Here is a 21,350-nt window from a genome sequence, read left to right as displayed (position 1 = left end):
GTCGTCGCGTGGTCCCCGCCGGTCCGCTGGTCCCGCCGGTCGTCGCCGGGAGGGCGTGCCCCCTCGGCCGAGCCGTAGCCGACGCAGGTCATGGCCCACCCGAACCCGCTTGAGCTACGGCTGACGACACCGAGCCGTAGCTGGCGCAGGTCTCCGGGCGTTTTAGCGTGTCTGGGCTACGGCTGGCGGCACTGAGCCGTAGCTGGCGCAGGTCTCCGGGCGTTTTAGCGTGTCTGGGCTACGGCTGACGACGCCGAGCCGTCGTTCACGCAGGTTATAGCGGCGTTCAGCATGTCTGGGCTACGGCTGGCGGGGCTGAGCCGTAGCGGGCGCAGGCTATCGGGCGGTTGGCATGTCTGAGCTACGGCTCGCATGGCGGCATGTGGCGGAATCCCGGACGGCGCGGGCGGATTTGCCGGACGGCGCGGGCGGATTTGCCGGACGGCGCGGGGACGCCGGGCCCGGCGGCCGGTCGCGCCGGCGGTCGCGGATGGCGGCGACGATGCGTTCGTGCTGGGAGAGTATGCATCATGACGACAGGATTGTCGCCAATACTGAAAGCCACCTGAAAGGCCCGCCTGCCAACCAGCAGAAGGGCCCCGTGATTTTGTTGACATTATTTGCGACCGTTCGTAACGTGCGCGTTACGCCCGTCGGTCGGCGCCCCGGCCGGGCCACGTCTGGATCATTGCGAGCCAGGAAGGTCCCGGGTCATGTCCGCATGCTCAATCTCTGCCCATCTGGTCCTGCGGGGACAGGTGCTCGACCGTGACACCGGTGTCGGTGAACGTGCGGGTCACATGTCCGGACGTGTAGACCCAGAGGATCCGCAGCGGCTCGTCGCCGACGTTGCGGAACAGGTGCGGGATCGGCGACGGGATGTACGTGGTGTCGTATCGGCCGAGCCGCGTCACGGTTCCGTCGACGAGCACCTCGGCCGTACCGTCCAGGATGGTCACGTGCTCGTCGCAGTTGTGCGAGTGCATCGGCGCCCCGGTCCCGGCCGGGTAGACGCTGATCCCGCTGGTGATCCGGTTCTCGCCGCCGGCCGACGTGGTGGTGACGAGCGGCGTCGTGGCGATGGCCCCGCCGCGATCGAGGACCTCGACCTCCGCGGATTTGATGATCACAGTCATGGCCCGAGATTAGGTCGCGGAAAGCGACGTCAGGTGCAGCCTTACGTTGCATCAGGCGCTCTGTGAGGTCCGATACCGCGGGGTTACGTTCCTGCGAACACCGCGAAATCACACGCTAGAGGGCTGGTTGGCAATGAGACTCCCCGTAATCGATCCGGCTGACATGACCCCGCGGCAGCGGGAGGTCGCCGAGCGCATCGCCGGTCGCCGCGGCGCTGTCCGTGGACCGTTCCGAGTGTGGCTGAACAGCCCGGAGCTGTGCGACCGGGTCGAGTCGCTCGGCGCGTTCCTGCGGTTCGAGTCCAGTCTCCCGTTGCGCCTGCGCGAGCTGTCGCTGCTGATCGCGGCCCGGCACTTCGACGCCCAGTACTCGTGGAACGCGCACTGGGAGAAGGCGGTCGCCGAGGGCATCCCGGCCGAGGCGGTCCGGGCGATCGCGGAGCGGCGGACGCCCGTCTTCGACCGGGCGGAGGACGAGGTCTTCCACCGCTTCTGCACCGAGCTGCTGGAGAGCCACTTCGTCTCCCCGGCGACGTTCGCCGAGGCGGAGAAGCTCTTCGGCGCGCAGGGACTCGTCGACACCGTCGGGTCGCTCGGCAACTTCAGCATGCTGGCGATGTGCCTCAACGCGTTCGAGGTGGACCTGCAGGCCGACCGGGAGCCGCCGTTCCCGGACATCCGCGGGTACGCCCGGGTCGCCGGATGAGCGCTCTGATCCGCGTGGCGGGGGTCACCAAGAGCTTCGGTGGCGCGGCCGCGCTGAAAGACGTGTCGGTCGACTTCCTCCCCGGTGAGGTGCACGCCCTGATGGGCATGAACGGCGCCGGCAAATCGACGCTCGTGCAGATCCTCTCCGGTGCGCTCAACCCCGATTCCGGTGCCCTGGAGGTGGCCGGCCAGACCCAGAACCACCTCACCCCGCGACAGGCGCGCAAGGCCGGCATCTCCACCGTCCCGCAGCGCCGCGAACTGGTGATGAGCCTGACCGTGGCCGAGAACATCATGCTCGGTGACCTGCCGGAGAAGAAGAAGGTGGTGCGCTGGCGGTCGGTGCGCGACGCCGCGCAGCATGCGCTCACCGACCTCGGCATCGCGATCGACGCGGACACCATCGCCGGCGACCTGACCGTGGCCGAGCAGACCATGGTGGAGGTGGCCCGCGAGGTGCGCCGGGGCGGCCGGGTGCTGGTCCTCGACGAGCCGACCGCGTGCCTCGGCCCGGAGGCCGCCGCGCAGATCCGGGACCTGGTGCTGCGCCTGCGCGACAGCGGCGTCGCGATCGTCTTCATCTCGCACCACATCTCCGAGGTGCTGCACCTCGCCGACCGGATCACCGTGCTGCGCGACGGCCGGGTGACCTGGACCGGCCTGGCGACGGAGACCGACGAGAAGTCCCTGGTCCGCGACATGGTGGGCCGCGACGTGGTGTCGCGGCGTCCGGTGCGCCCGGCCCGGTCGTCCGAGGTGGGGATCGCGATCAGCGGCCTCTGCGACGGGCGGTTCCTGGACGGTCTCGACATCGAGGTCCGGCGCGGCGAGATCGTCGCGGTGCTCGGGCCGGCGGGTGACGCGCAGTCCCGCCTCTTCGACCTGCTGTCCGGCCGGCGCGCACCGGAGCACGGCACGATCCAGATATCCGGAAAAAAGCTGAAAAAGGGGGTCAGAAGCTCGCTAGCGAGCGGCCTCCGCTGCATCACCGGAGACAGACGACGACTAGGGCTCATCCCCGCTCTCACCATCGACGAGAACGTACTACTGGCCCAGGATCGCCTCGACAAGCGCCGGATGCACCGCTGGGGCCTGTTGACGAAACGCGCGGCCCCCCTGCGCGAGAAGTACCGGGTCGTCTCGTTGAGCGCGAACCCGCCGGTGGAGCAGCTCTCCGGCGGCAACCAGCAGAAGGTGCTGCTGGCCAAGTGGCTCGGCACCGCCCCGTCCGCGGTGCTGCTGGAGGACCCGACCAACGGCGTCGACGTGGCGGCGATGGCGGAGATCCACAGCCTCGTCGACCGGCTCGCCGGTGAGGGCGTCGCGGTCCTGCTGGCCTCGTCGTCCGCCGAGGAGGTGATGCGCCTGGCCGATCGCGTCGTGGTGGTGCGCGACGGCCGGCGGATCGCCGAGTACCGGGTGGACCGGATCACCCGCGACGAACTGATCGCCGCCACGCTGGGAGGAGCACTGTGAGCGCCGTCGCGACGTTGACCAAACCCATCCGGGTGAGGAAGATCCCGCACGCCGGGCTCCTCGCGGTGCTGGTGACGATCGTCGTCTTCGCCAGCCTGCGGACCGACGCGTTCCTCAACGCGAACAACCTGCTCAACGTGGCCCGCCAGGTCAGCGTGGTCGCGGTGATCGCGGCCGGGCTGACCCTGCTGATGGTCGCCGGCGGCATGGACTTCTCGATGGGCGGCAACGTCGCGGTGACCACCGCTGTCGCCGCGCAGATGCTCGCGCACGGTTATTCGACGGTGCTGACGATCGGGGCGGCGATCGTCCTGTCGATCGCGGTCGGCCTGGTCAACGGCGTGGTCGTGACGTTCACGAAGGTGGCGCCGTTCGTCGCCACGCTGGCCACCGCGACACTGCTCGACGGCGTCGCCCTGCTCGTCATCAACGGCATGAGCATCTCGATCGACGAGCACCTCTCCGGGCTGGGCAGCGGCACCACGCTCGGCCTGCCGAACCTGGTCTTCGTGGCGGCCGCGGTGCTCGCGGCGGTGGCGTTCGTGATGCGGTACACCGCGTTCGGCCGGGACGCGTTCGCGATCGGCGGCAACGAGGACGTGGCCCGGCTCAGCGGGATCGCCGTGTCCCGCGACAAGCTGCTCCTCTACGGGCTCGCCGGCGCGCTCTCCGGCCTGGCCGGCATCATGCTGCTCTCCCGGCTCGCGGCCAGCAGCCCCGGCACCGGCGGCCTGCAACTGCAGCTCACCGCTGTCGCCGCGGTGGTGATCGGCGGGACCTCCCTGGCCGGCGGCAAGGGAACCATCGGCGGGACCATCCTCGGCGTCCTGCTGCTGGGCGTTGTCGCCAACGTGCTCAACCTGCTCCAGATCTCCTCCTATTACCAGCAGATCGCGGTGGGCGCGGTGCTCCTGATCGCGGCGATCGCCAACCTCCTCCAGGCGTCAAGAAAGCGATAACTATGAAGTTCCGGTCAATGCTCGTATTGATCATCTGTGCGACGAGCGTCAGTGCTTGTGGCGATGCCGCCGCAGGCGACGAGAGCCTCACCCTCGGCTTCGTCAACGGCGCCAACACCGAGTTCCACACCTGTCTGCAGCGGGCCGTCGACGCCGAGGCGAAGGCCGCCGGCGCCACTCTGATCGCCGCGAACTCCAAGCAGGACCCCGGCACCGAGCTCAACAACATCGAGGACATGATCTCGCGCGACGTCGACGCGCTGATCGTGCAGACGGTGAACGTCGACGCGCTGAAGAACGACATCACCAAGGCGAAGAACGCGAACATCCCGATCTTCCTGACCTCGGTGATCACCAGTGACACCTCGGACATCCTGGGCGCGGTCGTGGTCGACCTGAGGCAGGTGGGCGCCCTGGACGCGGGCTACATCGCCAAGGACGCGGGTGACCAGCCGGTCGAGGTCGGCGTGATCGCCGGCGCGCCGGGCGCGGCCAGCGACCTGATGGTCAACGGCTTCAAGGACGCCCTGCCGTCCACCGCGACGGTGGTCGCCAACCAGCCCGGCATGTTCAACCGGGCCAAGGCACAGGACGTCGCGGAGAACATGATCCAGGCGCATCCGAACCTGCGGTACGCGTTCGTGGCGAACGAAGAGATGGCCTTCGGCGCGTTGCAGGCGTTCCAGGCGGCCGGCAAGAACGTCAAGATCGTCACCTCGAACGGCACCGCGGAGGGTCTGGCCGCGGTGCGGGACGGCCGGTTCGCGGCGACCGTGGCGAACTCCGCGACGGTCACCGGACAGCTCGCCGTGCGGAACACGATCACCCTGCTCGACAAGGGTGACGCGGAGCGGATCGCGAACACCCCGATCAAGCTGATCACCAAGGACAACCTGGCGGAAGCGCCGCAATACTGTCTAGAGGGCTGAGCACACCATGGATCGCATCCTCGTCATGCGCAGTTTCGTCACGGTCGCCAAGATCGGCAGTTTCAGCGGCGCCGCGAAACAGCTCGGTACGTCCGGCTCGCTGATCTCCCGGCACGTTGCCGACCTGGAGAAACAGCTGGGCGTCCACCTGGTGAACCGCACCGCCCGCTCGGTCAGCCTGACCGAGCCGGGCCAGCGGTACAGCGAGTTCGCGCAGCGGATTCTCGACGAGATCGACGACGAGGACGCGAGGATCGCGGAGCTGCACGACCGCCCCGAGGGTCCGCTCTCCATCATCTGCCCGAAATGGATCGGCGGCCTGGACCTCGGCGACGCGATCGCCGCGTTCTCGGTCGCCCATCCGAAGATCGCGGTGCGGTTCGAGCTCGGCGGCATGTCGGACCGCACCTACGACTTCCTCGACTCCGGCTTCGACGTCGCGTTCCACACCCGTGACCTGCGGGACTCCAGCGTACGGCTGAAGCGGATCGCGTCGCTGCCGTTCGTGCTGTGCGCCGCGGACTCCTACATCGACAGGCACGGGCTGCTCACCGACCCGAACGATCTCAGCGACCACGACTGTCTCGTGCACGTGAACGACCCGGTGTGGCGGATCGGCCACGGGCACTCCAGCACACTGCACAAGATCCGGAACATCGGGTTCCAGTCGAACTCGTACATCGCCCTGCACAAGGCGGCCGTGCACGGGCGCGGCATCGCGCTGCTGCCCACCCGGTCCGCCTACGACGACCTGGTGAACGGGACGCTGCGGGTCCTGCTGCCCGAGCTGGCGGTGCCGAGCCGCTCGCTCTACGCGATCTACGGCCCGGCGCCGCAGGCGCCCCGCAAGGTCGAGGTGTTCCTGAGCTTCCTCACCAAATGGTTCGCCGAGAATCCGCTGCCGGTGTTCGAACGCCGGGCCCCTTGAGAAGAATCGCGCAACAAACGCTTGCGAAATCGCGAGGGCTCACCAGCCGGAATCGCTCCTAGGCTTTTCCCGGCACCGGAAGAAAAGCCACTGGCGCCGGAAGAAAAGCCACTGGCACCGGAAGAAAGGTAGGCGACGGTGGGAATCCAACGCATCGAATCGGTCATCTACACCGTCGATGACCTCGACACGAACGTTCGCTTCTTCACGGATTTCGGGCTCGATCTCGTGTCTCGCGACGCGCGCGGCGCCGTCTTCCGGACGAGGATCAATCAAACCCTTCAGCTGTACGTGGAAGCGACCCCCGGCCTGCCCCCTCCGGTGGAGACCGGCCCGACGCTCCGCGAGATCGTCTGGGGCGTCGACACTCCGGCGGAGCTGGAGCGGCTCGCCACGAGGGCCGGCGCCGACCGGGAGACTCCGGACGGCGTGCTGCACACCGTCGACCGCACCGGCTTCGGGGTGGGCCTCGCGCTCGCCGGGGAGCCGGGCCCCGCGCACGAGGCGCCCCGGCCCGCCAACAAGTCCGGCTACGTGAACCGGGTCAACGAGGCGCTCACCTCGGTCGGCCGGGTCCGCCCGATCCGGATGTGCCACGTCGCGCTGAACATCCCCAAGGCGGGACGTGAGGAGGCGGTGGCGTTCTACACCGACCGGCTGGAGTTCATCCCGACCGACGTGGTCACGCCGATGGGCGTCTTCATGCGCGTCGAGGGCGACGCCGACCAGCACAACTTCCTGCTCTGCCACCGGCCGGACTCGGCCGGCGTCAACCACGTGTCGTACGAGGTCAATGGCTTCGACGACGTCATCGAGGGCGGGAACCACATGATCGAGCGGGGCTGGCGGGAGGCCCGCAAGCTCGGCCGGCACACGGTGGGCTCCAACGTGTTCCGGTTCGTGCACGCGCCGTGCGGCGGGCGGGTGGAACTGGCCGCCGACATGGACCGGATCGACGAGTCGTACGGCACCCGGGTGCACGAGACGGCACCGCCGCACCACATCTGGACCCTGCGCACCAACCGGGAGAGCGCCTCATGAATCTCTACATCGACGGTGAGTGGATCTCCTCCACGCGCAGCGCTCCCGTGATCAACCCGGCCACCGAGGAGGTCGTCGGCCAGGTTCCGCTCGCGACGATCGACGACCTGGACCGGGCCGTGGCCGCCGCCGTGCGCGGCGGCAGGGTCTGGCGGGACACGCCGATCGCCGACCGCACCCGGATCCTGCTCACGGCCGCCGGCCTGCTCGCCTCCCGCGCCGACCGGGTGGCCCGGGTGATGACCACCGAGCAGGGCAAACCCCTCGCCGAGGCGCGAGGCGAGGTGCTGCGGGTCGCCGGCGCGCTGCGCTGGGACGCCGAGGACGCCCGCCGCGCGTACGGCCGGATCATCCCGTCCGCCGGTGACACGGTGCTGAGCGTCCGGCAGGAGCCGATCGGGCCGGTCGCCGCGTTCACCCCGTGGAACTTCCCGGCCGGCTCCCCGATGCGCAAGATGGCGGGCGCCCTCGCGGCCGGCTGCTCGATCGTCATCAAGGCCTCCGAGGAGACCCCCGGCACGGCCGTCGAGATCGTCCGCTGCTTCGCCGAGGCCGGGCTTCCGGCGGGCGCGCTCAACCTGGTCTTCGGCGACCCGGCCGAGGTGTCGGCGCACCTGATCGCGAAACCGGAGATCCGGCTCGTCGCGTTCACCGGCTCGATCCCGGTCGGCAAGCTTCTCGCCGCGCAGGCCGGAGCCGCGATGAAGCCGTCGCTGATGGAGCTCGGCGGCCACGCCCCGGTGATCGTCTGCGCGGACGCCGACCCGGTGCAGGCGGCCCGGAGGTCGGTGGCCGCGAAGTTCGCGAACGCGGGCCAGGTGTGCACCTCACCGAGCCGCTTCCTGGTTCACGAGTCGCTCCATGACGCGTTCGTCGCGGCGTTCCTCGCCGAGACCGCGAAGATCGTCGTCGGCAACGGCCTGGACGACGGCGTGACGATGGGCCCGCTCGCCAACGCGCGCCGGCTCAAGGCGATGGAGGAACTGGTCGCCGACGCGGTGAGCCGGGGCGCCGTGGTCCGGGCCGGTGGCGAACGGCTGGACCGGCCCGGATTCTTCTTCGCGCCGGCCGTCCTCACCGGAGTCCCGGCCGGCGCCCGGGTGATGGTGGAGGAGCCGTTCGGGCCGATCGCGCCGATCGTCTCCTTCGCCGAGCTCGGCGACGCGCTGGAGACGGCCAACTCGCTGCCCTACGGGCTGGCCGCCTACGGCTTCACCCGCTCCGCGAGGACCGCCGAGAAGCTGATCGGGGGTTTCGAGGCGGGCATCCTCTCGATCAACCACTGTGGTGGGTCGGTGCACGAGGCGCCGTCCGGCGGGGTCAAATCCAGTGGGTACGGGCGTGAGGGCGGGCCGGAGGGCCTGGAGGCGTACCTGGTCACCAAGCGTGTCTCGCATCTGCTGGTGGACTGACATGCGATACAGCCGCATCGCGCTGCACGGCCGGCCGGTCTTCGGAGAGGTCGCGGACGGTCTCGTGCACGTGCTCGACGGTGACCCGATCGCCGGACGGGTGAAACGGACCGGAGACCACGTACCCCTCAATGGGGTTGATCTGCTGCCGCCGGTGATTCCGCCCGTGTTCTATGCGGTCGGATTCAATTACCGCAGTCATCTGGAGCATTTCCGGAAATCGGCGCCGGCCCGGCCCGAGGTCGGCTATCGGGCGAACAACGCGCTGATCGGGCACGGTTCTCCGATCATCCGGCCCGCCGGGGTGGCCGGGCGGTTCGAGGCCGAGGGCGAGGTCGTCGCGGTGATCGGCCGTCGCTTGAAGAAGGCGACGCGTCAGGAGGCGCAGGAGTCGATTTTCGGCTGGACCATCGGGAACGACGTCAGCGCCCGCGAATGGCAGCACGCCGACCGCACGTTCTGGCGCAGCAAGAACAGCGACACGTTCAAGCCGATGGGCCCGTGGATCGAGACCGGCGTCGATCCGTTCGCGCAGACCACAACGGTCCGGATCGACGGCGCCGAGAGGGCGAGATTCGCCACCGGCGACATGATTTTCGACCCCTACGACTACATCGTCGAGACGACGCGACACATCACCATGCACCCCGGCGACGTGCTCTGGATGGGCGCCGACAGCACCGTCCAGCTGGAGCCGGGCACCACGGTGGACATCGAGATCAGCGGCATCGGCGCGCTCTCCAACCCCGTCCTGGAGGAATCATGAACAACGCACCGAAGTACATCCACCACGTCAATTTCCCCACCACCGATCCGGAGCGGACGAAGGAGTGGTACGCCAAGGTGTTCGGGCTCAAGGCGATCACGCCGAAGAGCAACACCAAGGTGGTCCTGATGACGCGGGGGAATTTCGATCTGCATTTCACGCCGGTCGAGGAAATGGACCGGATGGCGCCCTACCACTTCGCGATCGAGGTGGAGGACTGGGACGGATTCCTCGCGCACCTGAACGAGCTCGGGATCCGGCACACCCGCCCGATCGAGCGTCCGGAGAACCAGTCGAAGTTCTGCTACATCCACGACCCGGACCACACCATGATCGAGCTCGTCTACCACGGAAAGCGGCCCGCCTGATGCCCTTCGCCTCCGCTCCCGACGGAGCCAAGATCTACTACGAGCGCCACGGGTCCGGGCCCGCGATCGTCTTCGTGCACGGCTCGGGCGGGCACCATGCCGCATGGTGGCAGCAGGTCGCCGCGCTGCGCGACAGGTTCACCGTGGTCACCGTCGACCTGCGCGGTTTTGGCAACTCCGACTCGTCGATGCCCGAGTTCGACGGCCAGGACTTCCCCGGCGACCTGATCGCCGTCCTCGACGCCGAGGACCTGCGCGACGTGCTGCTCGTCGGCCAGTCGATCGGCGCGGTCGCGGCCCTGCGCGCCGGTTTGCAACTACCCGATCGGGTACGCGGCGTCGCGCTCGGCCACTCCCTCGGCGGCCTCGACCACCCGGAGCTCTCCGAGCTGGTCGCCGCCGACCGGGCCGAAGCGGTCACACTCCCGGTCCTGGACCGCCTGTTGTCCCGTCGTTTCCAGCAGGAGGAGCCGGCCCGGACGTTCCTCTTCCAGCAGATGGGCACGTTCAACGTCGCCAAGATGGCCGACCTGCGGAACCTGTCGGTCAACGGCCCGACGATCGACGAGATCGTCTCCTCCGGCGTGCACGTCTGGTTCCTGGCCGGCGAGAGCGACGCGGTGCTCAGCGTCGCGACCGTCCGCCGGGCGCACGAGCTGGTCAAGGGCTCGCACCTGTCGATCGTGCCCGGTGCGCCGCACTCGATGTACTGGGAATCGCCCGCGCTGTACAACGCGGCCATCACCGAGATCAGGGAGGCGCTGTGAAACTGTCCCTGTCCGACGCCGAGGCGATCCTGGCCGCGGTCCTCACCCGCGGCGATCAACTCGGCAAGGCGCTCAGCGTCGCGATCGTGGACGCCGGCGGTCACCTGATCTCGGTGAAACGCTCGGACGGCGCCCGCGCGCTGACCCCGAGCATCGCGATCGCGAAGGCCTACAGCGCCGCGATCATGGAGCGCCCGACGAACATGCTCTACGACTGGGCGCAGAGCAACCCCGGCTTCTTCGCGCAGCTCTCCACGATGGCCGCGCACCCGATCGTGGCGACCGAGGGCGGCGTGACCATCAAACGGGACGGCGAGATCCTCGGTGGCCTCGGCGTCTCCGGCGGCACACCCGCCGAGGACCAGCAGGCCTGCGAAGAGGTGCTGAAGGAACTCGGATACGAGCTGATCTTCGCAGCGTGGGGGAAGAGCCGTGGCTGACACCTTCAAGTTCCGCATCGACCACCACGGCAGCCTGATCCGCCCGCCCGAGCTGCTGTCCTTGTCACCGGCGGACGACCGCCGGGCGGTGGAGGACGGCCGGGCGGTGGAGGACGGCCGGGCGGTGGAGGACCGCCGGGCGGTGGAGGACGCCGCCATCGCCGAAGCGGTCCGTAAACAGCGCAAGCTCAGCCTCACCGTGGTCACCGACGGCGAGTTCCGGCGCCGGGACATCCGCAGTGCCGTCTTCGACGCGGTACACGGTTTCCGGCACGCCGACGGCGAGCGCTGGGTGGCCGACGGCGAGCTGAAGCCGCACCGCTCGCTCGTCGCCGACGACGTGGCAGCGGTCGCCGCGCAGACCCTGATCCCGGCGAAGGCCACCCTGCCGTCGCCGGCCTACCTCGCGGCCACCACGTTCGAACCGGGCGGCGCCTGGCGCAGCGCCCGCGAGCTGGGCGAGGCCCTCGCCCAGCTCATCAACGAGGAGATCCGGGCGGTCGTCGCGCGCGGCGTGCGACTCATCCAACTGGACAACCATGGGTACGCCCCCAGCCTGTTCGCTGGCCCCGCCGGACCACTGAGCCTGGCCGACGCGATAGCCGTCGACGCCCTCGCGGTGACCCTCGCCGACAAGCCGTCCGACGTCCGCATCGGACTGTGCCCGCTCACCCGTGTGCTCGGCGACCTCGACGTGGCAGCCGCCGAACAGCTGTTCACCGGGGTGCCGGTGGACCGCTGGGTGCTGCCCTACGACACCGGGGCGCCGGCCGAGGAGCAGCTGCTGCGAGCCGTCCCCGGCGACCGGGACGTCTGCCTCGGCATCGTCTCCCCGCTGGTAGCCGAGCTGGAGGACGTCGACACGGTGATGAACCGGTTGGACGTCGCCGGCGCGATCCGCGACCTGGAGGACGTCGCGATCAGCCCGAGCGCCGGTTTCTCCGAGACGGCCGGCCATTCCGCGATCGGCGTCGAGGACCAGTGGCGCAAGCTGACCCACGTGGAGACGTTCGCCCGCATGTGCTGGGGCAACGAGCTGTAACCCCGGTTGGCCGGTCCACTCGACGGCCGCACCCGCCGGTCAGCGCCGCGCCGAGCCGTAGTCCAGGCAGCTTCCCGGTCCGGGATACCTGCGTGCGCTACGGCTCGGGTGGGGGTGCCTGCCCGAGCTCACGGGAGGACTTCGGCGAACGCGACCGAGCGGTCGAGCAGGCGCGGGCGGACCACCCCCGCGATGTGCTCGGCGAAGTGCGGGCTGGCGGCGTGGGCGTCGAAACCGGCCCGGTCCGTGTACACCTCGTAGAGGACGAACGTTCCCGGCTCCCCGGCGCCGGCGTGCACCACGTACTCCAGGTTGGCCGGCTCTGCCCGGGTGGCCTCCCGCATCTTCAGCAGGGCATCCCGAATCAGGTCGGCATCGGCGGGGGCGCACCGGTAATGGGCGACGACGGCATAGGCCACGGTTTCCTCCCGAGGTGGCAAACGATCTTCTGAGAGCGCATTCCATCAGGGAAATGGGTGCGCCGGACGCAACCATTGCTTCCTCCGCGACCCATGGTGGACGACGTTTCGCCGTTCCTACGATGCGCACGGCTGAAAGCTGAACGGTGTCGACGCGATTCTCAAGGAGCTGTGATGTCCGTGCGCACCATGGAGACCCTGGCCGGAGGCCGCTGGGTGGGCGCCGAGAGCTGGGTCGACGTCTACGACCCGGCCGACGTGCGTGCCCCGTTCGCCCGGGTGCCGGCGTTGACGCCCGCGCAGGTGACCGGCGTCTACGACGCGGCGCAGGCCGGGTTCGCCGTCTGGCGGGCCACCAACCCGATCGAGCGCTCGAAGATCCTCGCGAAGGCCGCGGTGCTGCTGCGGGTCAGGGCCGCCGAGATCGCCGAGGCGATCGTCGCGGAGAACGGCAAGACGCTCGCCGAGGCCCGCGGCGAGGCGGAGAAGGCCGCCGACTTCTTCGAGTACTACGCGGCGGTGGGCCGGCAGGAGTACGGCTCCCTGATCAACGACGCCCGGCCGGACGTCCGGGCCGGGTTCCAGCGGGAGCCGCTCGGCGTGGTCCTGGCGATCACCCCGTGGAACGACCCGCTGATCACGCCGGCCCGCAAGCTCGCGCCGGCGCTCGCCGCCGGCAACGCGGTGGTGCTGAAGCCGGCCACCGAGACACCCCTCTCCGGCCTGCATCTGGCCCGGGCGCTGCACGACGCGGGCCTGCCGGCCGGCGTGATCAACGTGGTGACCGGCCGGACCGCCGAGATCTCCGGGGCGCTGCTGGACGATCCGCGGATCGCGGCGGTCACCTTCACCGGCGGCAACGAGGTGGGTGAACGGCTGCGGGTCCAGCTCGCCGGGCGCGGTGTCCGCTTCCAGTCCGAGCTGGGCGGCAAGAACGCCTCGGTGGTGCTGGCCGGCGCGAACCTGGAGAAGGCCGCCGCCGCGGTGGTGGCCGCCTCGTTCGGCCAGGCCGGGCAGCGCTGCACCGCGACCAGCCGGGTCCTGGTGGACCGGCCGGTCGCCGACGAGTTCATCGCACTGCTCACCGGCAGGGTGCGGGCGCTGCGCGTCGGTCCGGGCCGAGCCGAGGGTACGGCCGTCGGCCCCCTGGTCAGCCCGTCGCACCGGGCCAGCGTGCTGCGGCACGTCGCCGGCGCGGTCGAGCAGGGCGCCCGGGTCGAGGCCGGCGGTGCGGAGATCGACGGGCCCGGTTGCTTCGTGACGCCGACCCTGCTCACCGGCGTGACGCCGGAGATGGACGTGTGGCGCGACGAGGTGTTCGGCCCGGTCCTCGCGGTCCGGGTGGTCGACGGCCTGGACGAGGCGATCGCCGCCGTCAACGACACCCGGTACGGCCTGGCCGCCGCGATCTTCACGGACAGCCTGACGGCCGCGCACCGGTTCCTGGCGGAGGCGGACTGCGGCCAGATCGCCGTCAACACCACGACGTCCGGGTGGGACGTGCACCAGCCGTTCGGCGGGTTCCGGGACTCCGGCTCCCCCTTCAAGGAGCAAGGGGCGGAGGCGTTGCGGTTCTATACCAAGGTCAAAACCTTCGCCATCGCTTTCGGTGGTCAGCAGTAGAGAGGCAACACACGTGGCGGACGAGACCATCGCGATCATCGGGGCCGGCATCGTCGGCCTGGCGATCGGCCGGGAGATCACCCGGCGCCGGCCGGGCACCCGAGTCGTGCTCCTGGAGAAGGAGGCCGCGGTCGCCCAGCACCAGACCGGCCACAACTCGGGCGTCGTGCACGCCGGGATCTACTACCCGCCGGGCAGCCTGAAGGCGGAGCTCTGCACGCGCGGGCGGCTGCTGCTGCGGGAGTACTGCGCGGAACGGGGGATCGCGTACGACGAGTGCGGCAAGCTGGTCGTGGCGGTTCGCGCGGACGAACTGGGCCGGCTGGACAACCTGGAGAAGCGGGCACGGGAGAACGGCGTACCCGGTCTGCGCCGGGTCGATCCGGCCGGGATCCGCGAGATCGAGCCGCATGCCGCCGGTCTGGCTGCGCTGCACTCGCCGGAGACGGCGATCACCGACTTCCCGGGGGTGGCCAGGGCGTTCGCCGCGGACATCGGCGCGGCCGGGGGAGAGGTGCGCACCGGCTTCGCGGTGGACCGGCTCACCCGGCAGGGCTCCCGCATCGAGATCGCCGCGGGGGAGCGGCGCCTGCTCGCCGACCGGGTGATCGTCTGCGCCGGCATCCAGTCGGACCAGGTCGCTAAGCTGGCCGGCGATTCGCCGGGCCCGCGGATCATCCCGTTCCGCGGTGAGTACATGCGGGTCAAGCCGGCCAAGGCGGACCTGGTACGGGGCATGATCTATCCGGTTCCGGACCCGCGCTATCCGTTCCTGGGCGTGCATTTCACCCGGCGCGTGACGGGCGTGGTCGAGGTGGGCCCCAATGCGGTGCTGGCCACGGCGAAGGAGGGCTATCGCCGTACCCAGGTCAATGTTTTTGATCTCGCGGCGATGGCGGCGTGGCCCGGAACGTGGCAGATGGCGCGACAGCACTGGCGGACCGGAGTGAAAGAGGTCCGCGGATCGCTCTCCAAGCGGCGCTACATGGCCGAGGCGATGCGATACGTGCCGGAGATCGGGGCGGCCGACGTCGAACGGGCCGGCGCGGGGGTGCGCGCGCAGGCGCTGGACCGCGACGGCAGCCTCGTCGACGATTTCCGGATCCACCGGCTGGGTCCCGTGACGGCCGTGCGCAATGCCCCCTCACCTGCGGCGACGTCCTCGCTGGCGATCGCCGAACACGTCGTGGGACAGATCTTCGAGAAGTAACCGCTTCCTGCAACAACCGATTGCGCTCCACGGACTCCGCAGGGCCGGAATTCCCCCATAACTTGTGAGCAGTCCAAGCCGGTCAGCCGAATGAGCCGGGTAAGAAAGGAAACGCATATGTTCGTCGTCGACTCCCAGGTGCACATCTGGAAGGAAGAGACCCCGGACCGTCAGTGGGTTCCGGGCGCCCGCGAGCGTATCCGGCTGAACGGCCACCGGGAGGACCCGTTCAGCTACGAGGAGTGCCTCGCCCTGATGGACGAGGCCGGCGTGAACCGGGCGCTGATCCTGCCGCCGTCGTGGGAGGGCGACCGCATCGACTACGCCCTGGAGGCCTGCGAGGCGCACCCGGACCGGTTCGGCATCATGGCTCGCATCCCGCAGAACAAGCCCGCCGAGGGCAAAGCCATGCTGACGGACTTCGCGCAGAACCCGTACGTGAAGGGCACCCGGCTCACGTTCCACCGCCCGATCGACCGCAACTGGATGATCGACGGCACGAACGACTGGTACTGGCCCCTCGCCGAGGAGCTGAACATCCCGACCATGGTGCACGCGCCGATCTGGAAGGCCGAGCTCGGCGCGATCGCGGCGAGGCACCCCGGCCTCAAGATCATCATTGATCACATGGGCATCATGGCCCGCTGTGTGGACGACGCGATCGGCTACTGGGTGCAGGAGACCGCCGACCTGCACCAGCACCCGAACATCTACGTGAAGGTGTCGGCGCTGCCCGGTTACTCGACGCAGCCCTTCCCGAACCTCAACATCGAGAAGTACGTCCGCGAGATGGTCGACAAGATGGGACCGCGACGCTGCTTCTGGGGCACCGACATCACCCGCCTGCTCGGCCACGGCCTCAGCTACGTGGAGACGATCGAGCAGTTCACCAAGCACTTCGACTTCACCCCGGAAGAGCTCGAATGGATCATGGGGCGGGGCATCTGCGAGGTCCTGGACTGGCCGATCGAGTCCGGGAACTGACCGGCATGACGCACCAGACCGATGGCGGCGACGCAGTCATCAGCGCGTTCAACGCGGTCGGCGCGGACTACATCTTCTCCTCCCCGGGGTCCGAGTGGGCCCCGGTGTGGGAGTCGCTGGCCCGCCGCCACCGGGACGGACTGCCCTGCCCCTCCTATCTCGATCTGCTGCACGAGACAGTGGCGGTCGGGATGGCCACCGGCTACGGCCTGATCACCCGCAAGCCGCAGGGCGTGCTCCTGCACGCCGGCCCGGGACTGCTCCAGGGATCGATGGCCGTGCACGGAGCGCTGCTCGCCGGCGTGCCGATGGTGGTGGCCTCCTCGGAGTCGACCACCTACGGCGACGGGCCGGGCCCGGATCCGGGCGGCCAGTGGTACCGCAATCTCTCCGTGGTCGGCGGCCCGCACCAGATGGCCGCCCCGTTCACCAAGTGGTCGAACCAGGCGGCCAGCGTGCACACGCTGACCACGATGATCACCCGCGGCGCGGAGCTGGCGTCCCGCGCGCCGGCCGGCCCGGTCTACCTGAACATCCCGCTGGAAGTGCTGCTGGAGCCGTGGGCGGGCCCGGAACCCAAGCCGCTCGTCCCGCCGGGCGGCACGGTGAGCGCGGCCGAGGACATGCAGGCGATCCTGGAACTGCTCGCCGGCGCGGCGAACCCGGTGATCGTCACCGAGACCACCGGGCGCGAGCCGGGCGGCCTGGAAGCGCTCGTCACGTTCGCCGAGACGCTGGGCATCCCGGTCGTCGAGCCGAACTCGGCGGTCTGCGTGAACTTCCCGCGCGACCACGCGCTGCACGCGGGCGGGGAGATCCCGGTGGACACCGCCGACGTGATCGTGCTGCTGAACTGCCGGGCGCCGTTCTACCCGCCGAGCAACCGGCCGGCCGCCGCGACGATCGTCGTGATCGACGAGGTGCCGCAGCGGCCGCACATCGCCTATCAGGTCCTGAACGCCGACCATTACCTGGAGGGCGGGGTCGCCGCGACGCTGCGAGAGATGGCGGTGCGGGCGCAGGAGCAAGGGATGAGCCGCGAAATCTCGTATGAATCGGTCGAGGCGGACGCTGTCGCGGCCGCCGAGAAGAGGGCCACCGGCCTCGACCCGGTTCATGTCGTGGCCACCCTCCGCGACGCCATCGGCAACGACGCGATCGTCGTCGACGAGACGATCACCCACAGCCGGGTCGTCCAGCGCCATCTGCGGCGCACCGAGCCCGACTCCTACTTCTACGTGCAGGGCGGTCTCGGCCAGGGCATCGCGGTGGCGCTCGGCGTGAAGCTGGCCGTCCCGGACAAGCCGGTCGTGTTCACGGTCGGCGACGGCGCCTTCCTCTACAACCCGGTGATCCCGTCGCTGCAGGCCGCGAAGGCGAACGGCCTGCCGGTGCTGATCGTGGTCTTCAACAACACCGAGTACCGCTCGATGAAGATGAACCACCTGCGCTTCTACCCGCAGGGCGCCGCGGTCGGCACCGGGGAGTTCCTCGGCAACGACCTCAGCGACCAGCCCGACCTCGCCGCGTTCGCCGAGCCGTTCGGCATGCACGGCGAGACCGTCTCCGCGAAGGACGAGCTGACGCCGGCCCTGGACCGCGCGCTCAAGGCCGTCCGCCACGGCGTCACCGCGATCCTCAACGTCCACGTATCCCGCTGAAGGAGCCGTCATGCCGCAGCAGAAAGTCCTGGTGCCGGCCGCTGAGCTGCGCGCCTTCACCACCGCGTTGTTCACCGCGGCCGGCGTCCGTGCCGAGCACGCCGCCACCATCGCCGACGTCCTGACCTGGGCCAGCTTGCGCGGCGTCGACTCGCACGGCGCCTCCCGGGTGCCGCGTTACCTGGAACTGCTCGATTCCGGTGAGGCCGGTAAGGAGCCGTCCCTCTCGTTCGGGTCGACCAGCCCGGCGGTCGCGGTGCTCGACGCCGGCCGGGCGCCCGGCCCGATCGCGCTCACCGCCGCCGCCGACGAGGCGATCAGCCGGGCCCGGGCGAACGGGATCGGGGCGGTGGGCGTGCGCCGCACCGTCCACACCGGCGCGATCGGCTACTACACGTCCCGGATCGCTGACGCCAATCTGATCGGAGTCGTCTTCGTGGCCGGAATGCCGCAGATGTCGTACCCGGGGGTGAAGGGCGCGGCCGTCGCGACCAGCCCGCTCTCCATCGCGGTGCCGGCCTCGGGCCGGCCGCCCGCGCTGCTCGACATGGCGACGGCGGGCATCGCGCTCGGCAAGATCGCGCAGTACCGCAACGCCGGGCGACAACTTCCCGAGGGTACGGCGGCAACCGCCGACGGCACCCCGACCACCGACCCGGATCTGGCCAAGATGCCGCTGCCCCTGGGCGGCGTCAAGGGCGCCGGGATGTCCCTCGTCTTCGAGCTGCTCACCAGCGTGCTGGTCGGCGCGCCGATCCTCAGCTCGTTCCACGGCGACGACCCGCAGGGCCGGGTGCACCGGCAGAACGCGCTGATCCTGGCGCTGGACCCGGCCGCGTTCGGCGACGCGGACGCGTTCGGCCCGGCCGTCGCCGCCACCCTGGAGACGCTCAAGGGCCTGACCCGCGCCGACGAGGACTCGGAGATCCGCTATCCGGGCGAGGGCAGCGCGGCGGTGGCGGAGAAGCGCGCCGCGGACGGTGTCCCGGTGGCCGCCAAGGTCTGGGCCGAGCTGCGGGTCGCGGCGGAGAAGCTCGGCGTCCCGGTCCCGGCATAGGAGATGCCCGGCCCTGATGGGCCGGGCATCTCAGCGAGCGATCAGCGGTACTGGAACCGGCGGACCAGGTCGTTCAGGTCGCCGGCGAGAGTGGCCAGCTCGACGGCCGCCTGCTGACCCGACGCCACGGCGGCCCGGCTCTGCTCGGCCGCGCTCGACACGTGGCTCACGTTCGACGCGATCTCCGCGCTGCCGGCCGCGGCGGTCGCCACGTTGCGGTTCATCTCCGCGGTCGTCGCGGTCTGCTCCTCGACGGCCGCCGAGATCGTCGTCTGGAACTGGTTGATCCGCTCGATCACCTCGCCGATCCGGGTGATCGCGGCGACCGCGCTCTCGGTGTCGGCCTGGATCGCCTGGACCCGCTTGGAGATGTCCTCAGTGGCCTTCGCCGTCTCCTGAGCGAGCTCCTTGACCTCACCGGCCACCACGGCGAAGCCCTTGCCGGACTCGCCCGCGCGGGCCGCCTCGATCGTCGCGTTCAGGGCGAGCAGGTTGGTCTGCTCGGCGATCGAGGTGATCACCTTGACCACCGCGCCGATCTCCTGCGAGCTGGCGCCGAGCTTGCTGACGGTCTGGGTGGTCTCGGAGACGACCGAGACCGCCTCGAGGGTGACCCCCGCGCTGGCCGCGGCGCTCTGCGCGATCTCCTGGATGGCCATCGCCATCTCGTCGGCGCCGGTCGCGACGGTCCGCAGGTTGCGGGAGACCTCCTCTGCCGAGGCGTTCGCCGAGCCGGCCCGTTCGGAGACCGACTCGGAACCGGCGACGGTCTGCTCGTTGACTCGATTCAACTCGGCCGTGCTGGCGGCGAGCATCTCGGCGCTGTGCGCCAGCGCGCCCACCGTCTCCCGGACACTCTCGGTGGCCTTGTTGACCGAGCGCGCCATCGCCCCGATCTCGTCCTTGCCGGTGGCCGGGACGGACCGGGTCAGGTCACCGGCGGCGACGGCCTCCATCGCCTCGGCGACCGGGTCCAGCCGGCGGGTGATCGAGCGGCCGACGAGCATCGCCAGGCCGATGCCGATCGCCAGCGCGGCGACCAGGGTGATCAGCACGTCGCGGCGGGCCTCGACGTACGCGGAGTGCGCCTCGCTCGCGGCGGCCGCGGCGCTCGCGCCCTCCTCGATCACCAGGTCGTCGACCGATGTCGACATGCCCATGATGACCTCGTCGAAGTCGATGCCGGAGTCCTTGCCGGCCTGTGCCGCCGCCATCGCGGTGTTGAACTGCTCCCAGTGCTCGGTGAACTCGGCGAGCGTGGCGGCGGCCGCCGCGGTCTTCGGCTGCGCCGCGTACTCGGCCAGCGCCGTGTCGAGCTCCTCGACCGCCGCGGCCTGGCCCTTGCCGGCGGCGGCCCGGTCGGCGGCCGACGTGCCGGCCGAGACCAGCGACGTGGAGTAGTGGTTGATGTCGGACTGCGCGCCGCGGATGTGCCCGAGCAGCGTGAGGTTCTGCACGTTGGTGTCGCGCAGGTCGTTCATCCGGTCGTCCATCGCCGACATGCGCAGCACCGCGAAGACGCAGGCGGCGCTCAGGGCCACGGCGACGACCAGCACCGTGGTGAGAATCTTGTTTCTGACCCGGAGGTTGGTGAACCACCGGGTCAGACCGGAATCAGGGGACATGTCCCCTATATCGTCAGACGGTTTCCGATGTTGAGGCCAATCGGCGACGAGCCGCCGGCACCACCAGCGGCGTGCCGGTCTCCGGGTCGTCGATCACCCGGCAGGGCAGGCCGAAGACCTCCTCGACCAGATCCGCGGTGAGCACGTCGCCGGGGCTGCCGGACTTCACGACAGTGCCGCCGCGCATGGCGATCAGGTGGGTGGCGTAGCGGGCGGCGTGGTTCAGGTCGTGCAGGACGGCCACCAGGGTCCGGCCCTGCGTCTCGTGCAGCTCGGCGCAGAGGTCGAGCACCTCGATCTGGTGGGCGATGTCCAGGTACGTGGTCGGCTCGTCGAGCAGCAGCAGCGGCGTCTGCTGGGCGAGCGCCATGGCGAGCCAGACCCGCTGGCGCTGACCGCCGGAGAGCTCGTCGACGTTGCGGTCGGCCAGGTCGGCGACGCCCGTCGCGGTCATCGACTCGGTCACCACCTGCTCGTCCGTGGTCGACCAGCGGCGCAGCAGGCTCTGGTGCGGGTACCGGCCGCGTGCCACCAGCTCGGCCACGGTGATGCCGTCCGGCGCGGTCGACGACTGCGGCAGCAGGCCGAGCGTCTTGGCGACCTGGCGGGTCGGCTGGGACTGCAGGTCCTGCCCGTCCAGCAGCACGGTGCCGGCGGTCGGCTTGAGAAGCCGCGCGAGGGCCCGCAGCAGCGTGGACTTGCCGCACGCGTTCGGACCGATGATCACGGTGAACGAATCGTCCGGGATGTCGACGCTCAGCTGCTCGGCGATGACTCGCTTGTCGTAGGCCAGAGTCAT

General features: G+C 70.0%; 21 protein-coding genes. 17 read left to right on the top strand and 4 right to left on the bottom strand.

Features of this window, described 5'->3' with window-relative positions; translation table 11 throughout:
* Positions 1-725 precede the first annotated feature (725 nt).
* Positions 726-1,136, bottom strand: coding sequence for a cupin domain-containing protein (locus AB0F72_RS04710; protein ID WP_360425162.1), 411 nt, complete (start codon positions 1,134-1,136; stop codon positions 726-728).
* Positions 1,137-1,269: 133 nt separating this feature from the next.
* Between AB0F72_RS04710 and AB0F72_RS04705 the strand changes: the two genes are divergently transcribed.
* The 12 genes from AB0F72_RS04705 (at position 1,270) to AB0F72_RS04650 (ending at position 11,972) form a co-directional block, all read left to right on the top strand.
* A complete protein-coding gene (locus tag AB0F72_RS04705) occupies positions 1,270-1,842 on the top strand; it encodes a carboxymuconolactone decarboxylase family protein (protein ID WP_360425159.1) in 573 nt (190 codons plus the stop codon).
* Positions 1,839-3,320 (top strand): sugar ABC transporter ATP-binding protein, encoded by a 1,482-nt coding sequence (locus AB0F72_RS04700; protein ID WP_360425156.1) that lies wholly within the window; start codon positions 1,839-1,841, stop codon positions 3,318-3,320. The genes AB0F72_RS04705 and AB0F72_RS04700 overlap by 4 nt, the downstream gene beginning before the upstream one ends.
* Positions 3,317-4,279: an ABC transporter permease gene (locus tag AB0F72_RS04695; protein ID WP_360425153.1), complete on the top strand. Its 963-nt coding sequence runs from the start codon at positions 3,317-3,319 to the stop codon at positions 4,277-4,279. The genes AB0F72_RS04700 and AB0F72_RS04695 overlap by 4 nt, the downstream gene beginning before the upstream one ends.
* A 17-nt stretch (positions 4,280-4,296) precedes the next feature.
* Positions 4,297-5,208, top strand: a complete 912-nt coding sequence (locus tag AB0F72_RS04690) for a sugar ABC transporter substrate-binding protein (RefSeq protein WP_360425150.1) — start codon at positions 4,297-4,299, stop codon at positions 5,206-5,208.
* A gap of 7 nt (positions 5,209-5,215) precedes the next feature.
* Positions 5,216-6,136 (top strand): LysR family transcriptional regulator, encoded by a 921-nt coding sequence (locus AB0F72_RS04685; protein ID WP_360425147.1) that lies wholly within the window; start codon positions 5,216-5,218, stop codon positions 6,134-6,136.
* 138 nt (positions 6,137-6,274) lie between these two features.
* Positions 6,275-7,177: a VOC family protein gene (locus AB0F72_RS04680; RefSeq protein WP_360425144.1), complete on the top strand. Its 903-nt coding sequence runs from the start codon at positions 6,275-6,277 to the stop codon at positions 7,175-7,177.
* Complete coding sequence (locus AB0F72_RS04675) at positions 7,174-8,589, top strand: NAD-dependent succinate-semialdehyde dehydrogenase (protein ID WP_360425141.1); 1,416 nt, start codon at positions 7,174-7,176, stop codon at positions 8,587-8,589. Before AB0F72_RS04680 ends, AB0F72_RS04675 begins: the two co-directional genes overlap by 4 nt.
* Position 8,590: 1 nt before the next feature.
* Positions 8,591-9,355 (top strand): fumarylacetoacetate hydrolase family protein, encoded by a 765-nt coding sequence (locus AB0F72_RS04670; RefSeq protein ID WP_360425138.1) that lies wholly within the window; start codon positions 8,591-8,593, stop codon positions 9,353-9,355.
* Positions 9,352-9,723, top strand: a complete 372-nt coding sequence (locus AB0F72_RS04665) for a VOC family protein (RefSeq protein WP_360425135.1) — start codon at positions 9,352-9,354, stop codon at positions 9,721-9,723. The genes AB0F72_RS04670 and AB0F72_RS04665 overlap by 4 nt, the downstream gene beginning before the upstream one ends.
* Positions 9,723-10,490: an alpha/beta hydrolase gene (locus AB0F72_RS04660; protein WP_360425132.1), complete on the top strand. Its 768-nt coding sequence runs from the start codon at positions 9,723-9,725 to the stop codon at positions 10,488-10,490. The genes AB0F72_RS04665 and AB0F72_RS04660 overlap by 1 nt, the downstream gene beginning before the upstream one ends.
* A complete protein-coding gene (locus AB0F72_RS04655) occupies positions 10,487-10,930 on the top strand; it encodes a heme-binding protein (RefSeq protein WP_360425129.1) in 444 nt (147 codons plus the stop codon). The genes AB0F72_RS04660 and AB0F72_RS04655 overlap by 4 nt, the downstream gene beginning before the upstream one ends.
* Positions 10,923-11,972, top strand: a complete 1,050-nt coding sequence (locus AB0F72_RS04650; protein ID WP_360425126.1) for a hypothetical protein — start codon at positions 10,923-10,925, stop codon at positions 11,970-11,972. Before AB0F72_RS04655 ends, AB0F72_RS04650 begins: the two co-directional genes overlap by 8 nt.
* 128 nt (positions 11,973-12,100) lie before the next feature.
* Here the strand turns inward: AB0F72_RS04650 and AB0F72_RS04645 are convergent, their stop codons facing one another.
* Positions 12,101-12,391, bottom strand: coding sequence for a putative quinol monooxygenase (locus tag AB0F72_RS04645; protein WP_360425124.1), 291 nt, complete (start codon positions 12,389-12,391; stop codon positions 12,101-12,103).
* Positions 12,392-12,565: 174 nt separating this feature from the next.
* Between AB0F72_RS04645 and AB0F72_RS04640 the strand changes: the two genes are divergently transcribed.
* The 5 genes from AB0F72_RS04640 to AB0F72_RS04620 all read left to right on the top strand — a co-directional run bounded on the left by AB0F72_RS04640 (position 12,566) and on the right by AB0F72_RS04620 (position 18,926).
* On the top strand, positions 12,566-14,014 hold the full coding sequence (locus AB0F72_RS04640) for an aldehyde dehydrogenase family protein (RefSeq protein WP_360425121.1): 1,449 nt from the start codon (positions 12,566-12,568) through the stop codon (positions 14,012-14,014).
* 13 nt (positions 14,015-14,027) lie between these two features.
* Positions 14,028-15,224 (top strand): L-2-hydroxyglutarate oxidase, encoded by a 1,197-nt coding sequence (gene lhgO / locus AB0F72_RS04635; RefSeq protein WP_360425118.1) that lies wholly within the window; start codon positions 14,028-14,030, stop codon positions 15,222-15,224.
* Positions 15,225-15,341: 117 nt separating this feature from the next.
* Positions 15,342-16,208 (top strand): amidohydrolase family protein, encoded by an 867-nt coding sequence (locus AB0F72_RS04630; protein WP_360425115.1) that lies wholly within the window; start codon positions 15,342-15,344, stop codon positions 16,206-16,208.
* A gap of 5 nt (positions 16,209-16,213) precedes the next feature.
* Complete coding sequence (locus AB0F72_RS04625) at positions 16,214-17,869, top strand: thiamine pyrophosphate-dependent enzyme (RefSeq protein ID WP_360425112.1); 1,656 nt, start codon at positions 16,214-16,216, stop codon at positions 17,867-17,869.
* 10 nt (positions 17,870-17,879) lie between these two features.
* Positions 17,880-18,926, top strand: coding sequence for an Ldh family oxidoreductase (locus tag AB0F72_RS04620; protein WP_360425110.1), 1,047 nt, complete (start codon positions 17,880-17,882; stop codon positions 18,924-18,926).
* 41 nt (positions 18,927-18,967) lie between these two features.
* Here the strand turns inward: AB0F72_RS04620 and AB0F72_RS04615 are convergent, their stop codons facing one another.
* Positions 18,968-20,551 (bottom strand): methyl-accepting chemotaxis protein, encoded by a 1,584-nt coding sequence (locus tag AB0F72_RS04615; protein ID WP_360425108.1) that lies wholly within the window; start codon positions 20,549-20,551, stop codon positions 18,968-18,970.
* A 13-nt stretch (positions 20,552-20,564) separates the two neighbouring features.
* Positions 20,565-21,350: an ABC transporter ATP-binding protein gene (locus AB0F72_RS04610; RefSeq protein ID WP_360426024.1), complete on the bottom strand. Its 786-nt coding sequence runs from the start codon at positions 21,348-21,350 to the stop codon at positions 20,565-20,567.

The sequence above is a fragment of the Actinoplanes sp. NPDC023936 genome, from assembly GCF_040639325.1.
GTDB lineage: Bacteria > Actinomycetota > Actinomycetes > Mycobacteriales > Micromonosporaceae > Actinoplanes.
Note: the sequence above shows the minus strand (reverse complement) of the source record. Positions and strands in the feature narration are given on the sequence as shown.